We start from the raw sequence: 12,812 nt of genomic DNA, 5'->3' as shown, positions 1-12,812 counted from the left end.
TCAATTTAGCAGGGTCGCCAATCGTCTCTCCACGCGGTCAATGACCTCAAACTCACCCAAAGTGAACTGGGCGTTATCACTACTGCGGTGAGCATGCAGACGTGAATTACCAGTCTTTTCATCAACAACCTTACCACGCTCCAACCTACCATCCGCCAATGCAATCAGCTCATCGCACTCCGCCTGTGTGAGCAGGTTGTCAAACACTACCACTCGGGGCGATTTTAGAGTACAAACCACCTGCACGACATGCCCATCAATATCAACAAAATTCTCATCATCATTGGTGATATTTGGACGCACGGCAGGCAGATACTTGCTTGGCAATTTTTTATTGCCCGCCAAAACTTTGGCGATGCTGGCAGGGCTACACCCCCGCTCAATGTTAGTCTCTATCCACGCTCTCCAACTATCATCAAGTGTCAAGCTCAATGCCAGTAAGTCTTCATGAGTTAATGATGAAAAGGCAGATGATGTCATATGAATACTCCTATTTGTGCAACTTATTATCAAAAAAACCGTTCACCTTAGGGCAAGCGGTTTTTGTCATGACATCACAGGGTGCGCGCCACTTCGTGAATCTCAAAGACTTCAATCTTATCGCCAGTAGCGACTTCATAGCCTTTGACTGCCAGACCACACTCCATGCCTGCCTTAACCTCGTTCACATCGTCTTTGTAGCGACGCAAGGATTGGAGCTGTCCTGTAAAGATGACTTTATCATCACGCAGAACACGGATGGGCTTGTTACGATAAATCGTGCCTTCTTGTACCATACAGCCTGCCGCCGCCCCGAACTTGCTAGAACGGAACACTTCACGCACCTCGGCAATACCCAAGATTTTCTCACGGTGCTCAGGGGCAAGCATGCCACTCATCGCTGCTTTGACATCGTCAATCAAGCCATAAATCACGCTATAATAACGAATGTCAAGCCCCGCTTCATCTGCTTTACGCTTGCCGGCATTGTCAGCACGCACGTTAAAGCCCAGCAGAACCGCCTCACTAGACTCCGCCAAGATGACATCAGACTCAGTGATGGCACCCACGCCCGAGCTAATCACACGCACTTTGACTTCATCGGTTGATAGCTCATCTAACGCACTAAGCAGGGCTTCTAGCGAACCACGCACGTCTGTTTTTAGGATAAGATTTAGGGTTTTTGCCTCACTGCCCATGTTGGCAAACATGTTTTCTAGACGCATTTTGTTTTGGCGCTCAAGCAAACGTTCACGCTCACGAGCGATACGAAAATCCGCCACTTCACGGGCTTTTTTCTCATCAGAGACCACCAAGAACTCAGAACCTGCCATCGGAGCATCAGGCAAACCCAAAATCTCCACAGGAATAGAAGGCCCTGCCGACTTGATACGCTCACCATTCTCATCGGTCATGGCACGCACTTTGCCATAAAACTCGCCTGCCAATACAAGGTCGCCTTGTTTTAGCGTGCCTTTTTTGACCAGTAGGCTTGCCACCGCACCACGCCCTTTGTCTAGGCGAGATTCGATGACCACGCCTTGGGCAGCACCATCCACAGGGGCGGTCAGCTCCATGATTTCGGCTTGGATACTGATGGTCTCTAACAGCTCATCAATACCCATGCCTGTTTTGGCAGAGACCTTGACCAGTGACGTATCCCCACCCCAAGCGTCCGTAATGATTTCTTTGACTGACAGCTCATTTAGCACACGCTCTGGGTCAGTGGTGTCTTTATCCATCTTGTTCATGGCGATGATGATTGGCGTACCAGCCGCTCGTGCATGGTCGATGGCTTCTTCGGTCTGTGGCATAACCCCGTCATCCGCCGCCACCACGATGACCACGATGTCGGTCGCCTGAGCCCCACGTGAACGCATGGCAGTAAAGGCAGCGTGACCAGGGGTATCAAGGAAAGTAATCACGCCACGGTCAGTCTCAACATGGTACGCCCCGATGTGCTGGGTAATACCACCAGCTTCACCGCTTGCCACTTTGGTTTCACGGATCTTATCCAGTAGTGATGTCTTACCATGGTCAACGTGACCCATGATGGTAACGACAGGCGGACGGGTTTGGACGTTGCCTTGTTTCTCGGTGGCAGCCTCTTGTAGGTCGTCTTCTAGCTGGGTGTCAGACACAGCGATGAAGTTATGCCCAAACTCTTCGATGACAAGGGCGGCGGTGGTTTGGTCGATGACATCGCCCTCACGCACCATCTCGCCCATTTTCATGAGCGACTTGATGACTTCACGCACTTTGACCGCCATTTTTTGGGCAAGGTCAGACACGACAATCTCTTCGCCCACTTCAACATTATGGATGATTTTTTCCACAGGCATCTCAAACTTATGTTTGCTTGCTTGTGATGATTTTAGACCACGTGACTTAGGTCTGATTTCAAGCTCTTCTTTACCTTTTTTCTTACCGCCTTTGGCACGGCTTGATGTACTGCTGGTACCACGCTTAATCTCACGACGCTCTTTTTCAAAAGACTCTTCTAATGCCGCTCCGACCAGACCTGCTGCCAATGGCTCATCTTTACGCACGACCGCACTTGGCACCTCGTCTTTTTCACTATAACGATTTGCCATTTGTTTCATCTGCTCCAAAGTGCGATTTTGGGCGTCAATGGCAGCACGGCGACGGTTTTCCGCTTCTATCTCACGCAGTTTTTGCTCTTCGGCTTCACGGGCAAGGCGAGCTTGACGCTCTTCTTCGGTCTCGCTCTTGGCAGGTTTGGCAGGTTGTTTTTTGGCTTTGTCTGTCTTGGTCTCTTTTTTGTCAGATTTTACGTCACTCTTGGCAGCTGTGCCTTTTTTGACCACAGATGAGCTGACCACGCTGTCGTCTTTATCGGCTTCATCTTTTTTGGCTTTTTTGACAATCACAGACGCACTGGGCTTACTCTCGCCACCATTTGCACTGCCCGAGTTGGCGCGCATGGCAGCCAATGTCGCCTCTTGGCGCATGGCAGCTTCTTGTTTGGCACGCTCTTCGTTTTGTTTGGCTTCTAGGGCGGCAATCGCTTTGGCTTGTTCGGCTTCACGCTCTGCTTGGGCTTTGGCTTTTTCGGCAGCTAAGTCAGGTTTTTGGATGTCAAACTGCTTTTTCTTGGCACGCACGACATTGATGTTTTGGGCTTTGCCGGTGGTGGTGGTGATTTTTTTGGTGGTGGTGATTTTTTGAGTCATGCCAATGCGAGTTTTTTGGGCTTGACCATGACTTTGTTTTAAAAACGCCACTAACGTCGCCTGCTCATCGGTTGAGACAGAATCATCTTCGCCACGAGTGGGCAGACCTGCGTCTTTTAGTTGTTTTAAAAGCACGTCAGTGGTAATGTTAGAATCTTTTGCTAATTCTTTTACGGTTTTTGTTGCCATTGGTTTACCTAAATTTGTTTGGTTATCTGAAGAATGATTTTATCATAAAATGATGAATTTGGTGAAAATGGATGGGCAGGATGAGTCTTGTTCATCCCCATTTTACCCTCCATTTTTACAAGTTGCCAAATTCTCACCAACCAAATTTGGCAACGTCCTTACGTACTCATGACAGTACGCCCCATGACGCACGCATGGTTATTCAAACCATGACTGACGTGCTGCCATAATCAGCTTGCCCGCCAGCTCACTGCCCATGCCTTCGATGTCTTCGATGTCAAACACCGCTTGTTCGGCTAGGTCGTCAAGGGTAATGATGTCACGCTCCGCCAATTTATAAGCAATGGCAGGGGTCATCTCTTCTAGGGCAAGTAGCTCGCCACTAGGTTCTTTGATGTTTTGCTGTTTGATAAGTTCATCATTGATGATAACTTCTTTGGCACGATCTTGGATGGCACCGATGGTCTCATCATCAAGCCCGTCAATGTCATAGAAAGTCTCAGCAGGCACATAAGCCACTTCTTCGATGGTGGTAAAACCAATCTCCGCCAACGCTTCCGCCAAATCTCTATCCACTTCCAAACGCTCGTAGAACAGCGTGATAATCGCCTCAGACTCGCTTTTTTGGCGTTCTAGGTATTCAGATTCTAGCATCATGTTAAGCTTATAGCCGGTCAAATCAGACGCCAGACGCACGTTTTGACCTTGTGAGCCGATGGCACGAGCCAACTGGTCGTTCGCCCCAAAGATGATGTCGGCAGTTTGGTTATCTTCATCTAGCACGATACTAGACACATCCGCAGGCTCCAATGAGCTGATGATGTACTGGGCAGGGTCATCGCTCCACACCACGACATCGATACGCTCGCCATCTAGCTCTTGTTGCACCGCTTGGATACGAGTGCCACGCATGCCGATACACGCCCCCACAGGGTCGATACGGCTGTCGCCTGTTTTTACCGAGATTTTGGCACGCAAACCAGGCAGACGAGCCACATCACGAATCTCAATAATCCCTTCGCTAATCTCAGGGACTTCTTTGGTCATCAAGGCAACAAGCATCTCATTGCTCGTACGAGATAGCACGAGCTGACTGCCACGCCCATCACGATTGACCTTGGCAAGTAGTGCCGTCACACGGCTCTTAGGGCGTAGCATTTCACGGGGCAAGGTTTGGTCTTTGGCAAGATAACCCTCCGCCCCGTCGCCTAAGTCAATGACATAACCATCACGGCTTGCTTTTTTGACTTCGCCCGTGATAAGCTCGCCCACACGAGCTTCAAAAGCATCGGCAATCAAGGCACGCTCGGCTTCACGGATTTTTTGGATGATGACCTGCTTGGCTTGGGTAGCGGCAATACGCCCAAACTCAATGGACTCAATCTGCTCTTCGATGATGTCGCCAATTTGGTATTCGTTTTCGTCCAAATCGCTAATCGCCTTTTGGCAAGCAGGCATCTCATGGTCTTCATCTGCCACCACCGTCCAGTAGCGATAAGTGTCATAATCGCCTGTCTTACGGTCAATGGCAACACGGATTGCCACTTCTGGCTGTTCGGTATAGACTTTTTTTTTGGTTGAAAAAACAAGTGCTTGTTCAATCGCCCCAAAAATATCATCAGGGTCAAGCCCTTTTTCATTACTGACGGTCTCAACAACGGTCAAAATCTCACGGCTCATCTTATCTACCTTTTTGGTTAAATTTTAGTCTTGATAAATCAAATTGGCTTTATCCACATTATCAAAAGCGATGTCAAATTCTAGTTTATCTTCGGTGACCACATTCATGCTCGTCTCACTCGCACTCACCAGACGACCGACGACCTTACGGCGTTTGGTGTCGCCTTGTCCGATGGCGTGAATCAGACGCAAACTGACGGTCTCTCCCACAAACATCGCCACCTGCTTGGGGGTAAACAGCGGACGGTCAAAGCCAGGGCTTGACACTTCTAGCACATACTCGCCTGCGATGGGGTCATGCACTTCTAGTACGCCTGAGACTTGGTGATTGACCGCTGAGCAGTCCTCGATGGTGATATGCTCACCACGCTCACGGGCATCGGCATTGACTTCAATATAAATACGGAGCAGTGATTTACGCCCTTGGGGCATAAACTCAATCCCCCAAAGCTCTACGCCACAAGCGGACACCGCAGGGGCAATCATTTGGGTAAGTTCAGCAATCTTGCTAGATGGTTTCATTTTGGCTTGGTTAATCCTATGTTAAAGCACAAATTAAAAATCAAAAAGAGTTAGGGCGTGTTGAACATTGATAACATTTTATTGGAGTTTGATAAAATTTGATGGTTTAGCCTATTTTTGCATGAAAAATGGCTAAATCTTGTTTTTCATCGTCAAAAACTTGTCTGATAGAATGACTATCAGCCTGCATTTTTCCTTGAAAAACGGGCGATTTTTCTCATTTTTCATGGCAAATACCAATATTCAACACACCCTAAGCGGTTTGGCAAATTGCAAATACAAAAAAACCCACAAAACACGTTGGTGGGCTAAAATCATTGCTCGCCGACATCTTAACCATGTTTACTTTATCAATTTAAAAATCTGATGATAAACTTTATGGAAAAGATACCTTATTTTCACAATTTTAAAAATAATTTTAAATTTAAATAAGGATTTAAAAAGTGGTAGCGGGGGCTGGATTTGAACCAACGACCTTCGGGTTATGAGCCCGACGAGCTACCAGACTGCTCCACCCCGCATCAATTTAGAACGCTATTATAACATGGTTTTTGGTATTGTCAAGCAAAAATTTAAGTTTTTTGATTTGATAAATTTTTGACATAAAAAAATCTAGTAAAACTAGACTAGTTGGTGCGAACGGAGGGACTTGAACCCTCACGCCGTGAAGCACTACCCCCTCAAGATAGCGTGTCTACCAATTCCACCACGTTCGCAAGTGGTGTGCATTATATCCGAAGCCATCGCCATTTTCAAGCATTTTTTGCAAAAGATAGGGGTATATCTCGCCCAAAATGCACCTCGACGGTAAGTTTTGGCACATCCCCCAACACGTCTTGGCACACGTTCATGATATGCTCGGCAGTGAGCCATTCTACCGTACTGCCCTCTTGGGTGGCATCCTTAACCAGAAGAGCCGACCCCAGTATCGCCACACGTCTTAGCCCTTTGTATCGCATGAGTTCATAAATGTGTGGTTTTAGGGCGGTCAAGGAGTGTTTGAGCATTCGCACGCTGATGGGTTGTTCGGGGAATTTTTGGACGACAAGACTACCAACATACTCCGCTCCACCCGTCTGTACGCCAAGCCCCGTGGTTTGCTTAGAGATGCGAAACACCATCGCATCGCCCAGCGACAGCTCGCCCCCGATTGCCTTTTTTTGGTAATGCTCGTAGTTGTCGGCATACAAGCCTTTGCACCGTGCGATGACAGGGTGAGCAATGTTACCGTCTGTGCTAACAGGCATGATGAGCATCTGAGCCCTGGACTGCAAAAACGGCTCATGACTGGCAAAAATCACAACGCACCGCCCGATACAGGGTAAGCCTGCTCGCTGTCAGGATTTTCATTATCGCTTTTTTCATCAGCAGACGGCTTGGTATTGTCATGCTCATCGACTAGGGCGTCATGAATGATAAAGGGGCTAATGTTACATAATTGGCACATAATTTTTCACATATAGATGAAGAACTTTAAAATTACCACAAATTTATGATGTGTAGTATCATCAAGGGCGTGTGCAACACGCCCCTACAAAGCCTGTGGTAAATATTAAGTTTGTTAGGTATAAATATCAATAAACCCTACTTATTATAATGCCAAACACCAAAAATACCAATGCCCACCCACAATAATGATATAATGCCTTTTTATGATACCCAACAAAATAGGCAATCATGACCCACCAGTTATCCAAATCCGAGCAAACCCAAACGCCCATCACCCTACACATCACCGCCCTAACCCATGACGGACGTGGCATCGCAACCTATGACGACACGCATGGCGACAAATCGGGCAAAAAAGTCTTCATAAGCCACACCCTACCCACCGAGACGGTAACGGCACATCTTACCAAATCCAAAAAAAGCTATGATGAAGCCGACTGCTCGGGCGTTCTGACCCCAAGCCCTCACCGCACCGCTCCCATTTGTCCGCATTTTGGGGTGTGTGGCGGTTGCACCCTGCAACATTTTAACGTGGACGAGCAGATTCGGCACAAACAGTCCGTCCTACAAAACCACCTTACCAAATCAGGCATTACCCCTGCCACGTGGCTGCCGCCAATCGTGGGCGACAGAACGCATTATCGCACCAAAGCTCGTCTGGGCGTGCGTTATCTACCCAAGACAGGCAGGCTCATTGTGGGCTTTCGTGAGCGAGCGAGCAATTTTTTGACAGACATTGACACTTGTCCGATTTTGGATCAGCGTGTGGGTGATAAGTCAGATGACTTAAAACACCTTTTAAAAACGCTAAAAGTCAAGGACAGCATTACCCACCTAGAAATCGCCGTGGGCGAGAGTGTGGACAAAGAAATGGGCAACTTGCCAAGCGTGGCTCTTATCATTCGCCACACCAAGCCAATCAACAAAGCCGACACCGCCACACTTATCCATTTTGGCAAATTGGTAAATTGGCAAATCTATTTACAGCCCAAAGGGGTAGATAGCATTTATCGTATTGACAGCACCGACAAGGCGATACTGCCCATGAGCCACACCACACCTCCGACAGGCGGATTGTTTTATCATTTGCCTGAATTTAATTTGACCTTACAAAGTAGTCCTACCGACTTTACGCAGGTTAATTTATCCGTCAATCGGCAAATGGTAAATCTTGCCTGTCGGCTCCTTGATTTAAAACAAGGCGAGCGGGTGCTGGATTTGTTTTGTGGACTGGGTAACTTTTCGCTGGCTCTTGCCAAATGCGTGGGGGATATGGGCAAGGTCATTGGCGTGGAGGGTAGTCGTGATATGGTCATGCGTGCCAAGATGAATGCCAAAGACAATGGACTTGGTAACACCAACTTTTTTGTTCAAGACCTAACCCAAGATTTCTCAGGCAAGCCGTGGGTAGGACAGGTGGATGCCCTACTCATCGACCCGCCACGCACAGGGGCGTGGGAGGTTATGGATTATCTGGGGCGATTTAACGCCCGACGTATCGTCTATGTCTCATGCGACCCTGCCACGCTCGCCCGAGATAGCGTCCGCCTTGCCGAGCGGGGCTATCGGGCGACTCATGCAGGGGTCATGGATATGTTTTGTCATACGGGGCATGTTGAGAGTATTGTGCGGTTTGAAAAGGCGGTCTAAACCCATTAAAACAACAAACCCATCATCTATCAGATGATGGGTTTTGAGTGTGGTACATGCTAATTATTTGCCTAGCTTTTGGCTAATCTCACGCAGTAGCAATACTTCTTCTGATGGCTCGGCAGGAGCTTCTGGCTCTGCTTCGGCTTGTCTACGCATTTTGTTCATGCCTTTAACAAGCATAAATACAATGAACGCCAAAATGATAAAATTAATCAAAATCGTGATAAAGTTACCATACGCCAGTACAGGTACGCCCGCTTCTTTTAGGGCAGCATAAGTCATTGCTGTACCCTCTGGCACTTTACCAAGCACAACAAACATATTGCTAAAGTCAAGCTGACCACCCATAATCGCAGAAATTACAGGCATAATCACATCATCAACCAACGACGTGGTAACCTTACCAAACGCAACACCGATGATGACACCAACCGCCAAGTCCATCACGTTGCCCTTGACAGCAAATTCTTTAAATTCTTAGATAATACTCATAATAATCTCAACACTTAAAGAATATAAAAAAATAATTCTCATTCTCATATTCTAAAAAAATTTAGGGCAATATGCAAAGACTTGCCCCAAATCAACAAATTGACGGATAAGATACCATTTATTTTTAAAACATCTATTTAGAATATTTAAATAATGACATCATTTTTGTCAATTAAGCATCCTTTTTGCGACCAAAACGCTTACGGTCATTTTCGGTCAGATACTTTTTGCGGATACGAATAGATTTTGGGGTAACTTCCACAAGCTCATCATCTTCGATAAATTCAAGTGCCTGCTCCAAGCTGTACTCCAACGCAGGGGTCAAAATAATGGCATCGTCCGAGCCTGACGCACGGATATTGGTGAGCTGTTTGGCTTTGGTTGGGTTTACCACCATGTCATCGCCACGAGAGTTGATACCCACAATCATGCCTTCATAGACTTCAAGCTGTGGTTTGGCAAACAGTCGCCCACGCTCCTGCAAGCCAAACAAAGCATAACCTAGGCAAGTACCTGTTACCATAGAAATCAGTACGCCATTTTGACGTTTGGCAACCGCACCCTCTTTCATCTCACCATAATGACTAAAACTTGATGTCATGATACCCGTGCCAGATGTCATGGTCAAGAACTCCGAGCGAAAACCGATAAGCCCACGAGATGGCACGGTCGCCTCGATACGGATACGACCTTTACCGTCCACCTCCATGTTGGTCAGTTCGCCTTTGCGGTTACCCATCTGTTCCATGACCGCCCCTTGATGTTGCTCTTCGACATCAAAGGTTACATTCTCATATGGCTCACACATCACGCCATCAATCTCTTTGATGATAACCTCCGGGCGAGACACACCAAGCTCAAAGCCCTCACGTCTCATGTTCTCAATCAAGACAGATAAATGTAGCTCACCACGACCCGACACCTTAAAGCGGTCTGGACTATCGGTGTCTTCAACACGAAGTGCCACGTTGTGAATAAGTTCACGGTCTAGGCGTTCACGAATGTTACGGGACGTGACAAATTTACCCTCACGCCCTGCAAATGGACTGTCATTGACTTGGAACGTCATCGATACGGTCGGCTCATCTACCGACAACGCAGGCAAGGCTTCGACTTCTTTGGGGTCGCAAATGGTGTCCGAGATATTAAGGTTGTCAATACCTGTCACGCAGACGATGTCGCCAGCTTGGGCAGACTCCACGTCCACACGCTCAAGCCCGTGATAGCCCATGATTTTTAGGATGCGACCGTTACGTTTGTTGCCGTCTTTATCCACGACCACCACAGGTGTGTTGGTCTTGATAGAGCCACGCTGAATACGCCCCACGCCAATCACGCCAACAAAGCTGTTATAGTCAAGGCTTGAAATTTGCATTTGGAATGCACCGTCCACGTCCACTTTTGGTGGTTCAACGATATCCACAATGGTCTCAAACAATGGCGTCATGTCAGGAGCAAGCTCATCAGGCGACAGCCCTGCAATGCCGTTAATGCCTGAGGCATAAACGATGGGAAAATCAAGCTGTTCGTCTGTACCGCCTAGATTATCAAACAAATCAAACACTTGGTCGATTACCCAATCGGCACGGGCAGCAGGTTTGTCGATTTTATTGATAATCACAATCGGCTTTAAACCACGGGCAAATGCCTTTTGGGTAACAAAGCGAGTCTGTGGCATGGGGCCTTCTTGGCTATCTACAAGCAGTAGCACACAGTCCACCATAGATAACACACGCTCCACCTCACCACCAAAGTCGGCGTGTCCGGGGGTGTCCACGATGTTAATGCGGTATTCGGTGTTGGTGCGTTTGTCCATCCATTTGATGGCGGTGTTTTTGGCAAGAATGGTAATACCACGCTCACTTTCTAGGGCGTTTGAGTCCATGACTCGTTCAATCTCGCCCGCTCGCTCGCCCAAGGCGCCTGATTGTTGTAAAAGTTTATCAACCAAGGTTGTTTTACCGTGGTCAACGTGGGCAATAATGGCAATATTGCGTAGATGTTGGATATTGTTTGACATAAAATCTCAAATTTTAAATAAAAATAGGGGTGCAAATTAAGAACTTACACAAAAGCTGTCTATTATAGCATGGATTTGACCAATAATAATATAAAATGCCAAGTTTTAGAAAATAAAAACCCCCCTGTCTGAACCACACCCCAAAGCTCGCCACTCACACTAACCTTTGGGGTGCTTTCTATGGCAAAATACACAACCGACTTTAAACTGTCTGTGATTGGGTATTATCTTAATCATCATGGCTACAAACAAACCGCCAAACACTTTAATCTAAACCACAAAACCGTAGAGCTATGGGTTAAACTCTATCAAGCACATGGCATTGATGGCATAAAAAGACGACACACAAAGGCTGTCTATGACACCACCTTTAAACTTGACGCAATCAAACAACTTCAACAAGGCAAATCGCTTACACAACTTGCCATAGAGCTTAATCTGCCACAACCTTCTTTACTGTCAAGTTGGTTAAAGTCCTACCAAGCCTTTGGTATAATGGGACTCACCCCCAAACCCAAAGGCAAAAAAGCAATGTCAAACAAACACAACGCTAATAAAACCAAATCAACTTGGAAAACCAAACAAGACCACGAAAAAAGTGTGGATGATTTGCTTGATGAACTTGCCTATCTTAGAGCAGAGAATGACTACCTAAAAAAGCCAGATGCCTTAATTCGTCAAAAGGAACAATCAGCACAAACAAAGAACAAGTCCTGATCATCCAAGAATTAAGGCATAAGCACAAACTTGCTGACTTATTGGCAGTGTCAAACTTGCCAAGAAGTGTGTTTTATTACCACATTCATCAAAGCAAAAAACCTGACAAAGACTTGTCTTTAAAAGAACACATTAACCACATCTACCACCATCACAAAGGCAGGTATGGCTATCGTAGGATTACATCAGAGCTTAACAATCAGCTTGCCCAAAAAGGCATGGTCATTAATCATAAACGAGTGCAACGACTGATGGCTAAACTTGGACTCAAAGCATTGGTTCGTCGTCAACGTAAGTTTAATACTTACAAAGGCACAATGGGTCATATTGCTGGCAATGTATTAAACCGCAATTTTAAAGCAGACAAACCCAATCAAAAGTGGGCAACAGACATCACTGAGTTTAAAGTACAAGACAGAGAAAAAGATGGCAGTGTCATTCAAAGAAAACTCTACCTATCACCCATCATCGACTTGTTTAATGGTGAGATTGTCAGTTATACGATGAAGGACAGACCAACGTATGAGTTGGTCAAAGAGATGTTAGATAATGCCCTATCCAAGCTAAGCCAAGAAAAGATGGATGACAAACCTATCATTCATTCAGACCAAGGCTGGCACTATCAAATGCACCAGTATCAACAAACCCTAAAAGAACAAGGCTTAACCCAAAGCATGTCAAGAAAAGGCAATTGTTTGGATAATGCTGTGATAGAGAGGCTCGAAGGTACATTAAAAGAAGAGATATTTTATGAGACAACCACATTTACATCAACAGATGAACTCAAACAAGTGATTGATGAGTACATACACTACTACAATCATGATAGAATAAAGAGCAAATTAAAAGGACTAAGTCCTGTTAAGTACAGAAACTTAGTCCAATTAGGGTTAATACAACCACTTGCAACAACCTAA

At 46.4% G+C, this 12,812-nt stretch carries 10 protein-coding genes, 2 tRNA genes and 1 pseudogene; 3 read left to right on the top strand and 10 right to left on the bottom strand.

Annotated elements, in window-relative coordinates:
* The 8 genes from B5J93_RS01565 to B5J93_RS13415 form a co-directional block, all read right to left on the bottom strand.
* Positions 1-480, bottom strand: coding sequence for a prolyl 4-hydroxylase family protein (locus tag B5J93_RS01565; RefSeq protein ID WP_079324110.1), 480 nt, complete (start codon positions 478-480; stop codon positions 1-3).
* Between the two features lie 74 nt (positions 481-554).
* On the bottom strand, positions 555-3,362 hold the full coding sequence (infB, locus tag B5J93_RS01560) for a translation initiation factor IF-2 (RefSeq protein ID WP_079324109.1): 2,808 nt from the start codon (positions 3,360-3,362) through the stop codon (positions 555-557).
* Between the two features lie 198 nt (positions 3,363-3,560).
* Positions 3,561-5,042 carry a transcription termination factor NusA gene (nusA, locus tag B5J93_RS01555; RefSeq protein WP_079324108.1) on the bottom strand — a complete coding sequence of 494 codons (1,482 nt, stop codon included), beginning with the start codon at positions 5,040-5,042 and terminating at the stop codon, positions 3,561-3,563.
* A 24-nt stretch (positions 5,043-5,066) separates the two neighbouring features.
* Entirely contained in the window at positions 5,067-5,564 is a 498-nt protein-coding gene (gene rimP, locus B5J93_RS01550; RefSeq protein WP_029103945.1) for a ribosome maturation factor RimP, read from the bottom strand.
* Positions 5,565-6,008: 444 nt separating this feature from the next.
* Positions 6,009-6,085, bottom strand: a tRNA-Met gene (locus B5J93_RS01545).
* Positions 6,086-6,195: 110 nt separating this feature from the next.
* Positions 6,196-6,280, bottom strand: a tRNA-Leu gene (locus tag B5J93_RS01540).
* Positions 6,281-6,316: 36 nt separating this feature from the next.
* A complete protein-coding gene (locus B5J93_RS01535; protein ID WP_079324107.1) occupies positions 6,317-6,865 on the bottom strand; it encodes a hypothetical protein in 549 nt (182 codons plus the stop codon).
* Entirely contained in the window at positions 6,862-7,011 is a 150-nt protein-coding gene (locus tag B5J93_RS13415) for a hypothetical protein (protein ID WP_158080659.1), read from the bottom strand. Before B5J93_RS13415 ends, B5J93_RS01535 begins: the two co-directional genes overlap by 4 nt.
* Positions 7,012-7,241: 230 nt before the next feature.
* On the opposite strand from B5J93_RS13415, the gene rlmD reads away from it, so the two are divergent.
* Positions 7,242-8,663 (top strand): 23S rRNA (uracil(1939)-C(5))-methyltransferase RlmD, encoded by a 1,422-nt coding sequence (rlmD, locus tag B5J93_RS01530; protein WP_079324106.1) that lies wholly within the window; start codon positions 7,242-7,244, stop codon positions 8,661-8,663.
* Between the two features lie 63 nt (positions 8,664-8,726).
* Here the strand turns inward: rlmD and mscL are convergent.
* Together mscL and typA are read right to left on the bottom strand one after the other, a co-directional pair.
* A pseudogene (gene mscL, locus B5J93_RS01525) lies at positions 8,727-9,143 on the bottom strand (large conductance mechanosensitive channel protein MscL); the annotation flags it as partial.
* A gap of 187 nt (positions 9,144-9,330) precedes the next feature.
* A complete protein-coding gene (gene typA, locus B5J93_RS01520; protein WP_079324105.1) occupies positions 9,331-11,178 on the bottom strand; it encodes a translational GTPase TypA in 1,848 nt (615 codons plus the stop codon).
* Positions 11,179-11,358: 180 nt separating this feature from the next.
* Here typA and B5J93_RS01515 point away from each other — a divergent pair, with 180 nt between their 5' ends.
* Entirely contained in the window at positions 11,359-11,895 is a 537-nt protein-coding gene (locus tag B5J93_RS01515) for a helix-turn-helix domain-containing protein (protein ID WP_079324104.1), read from the top strand.
* Positions 11,868-12,812, top strand: a complete 945-nt coding sequence (locus B5J93_RS01510) for an IS3 family transposase (protein ID WP_115237156.1) — start codon at positions 11,868-11,870, stop codon at positions 12,810-12,812. The genes B5J93_RS01515 and B5J93_RS01510 overlap by 28 nt, the downstream gene beginning before the upstream one ends.

Source organism: Moraxella equi, from assembly GCF_002027555.1.
Taxonomy (GTDB): Bacteria; Pseudomonadota; Gammaproteobacteria; order Pseudomonadales; family Moraxellaceae; genus Moraxella; species Moraxella equi.
This window is presented reverse-complemented; position numbering and strand designations above follow the sequence as displayed.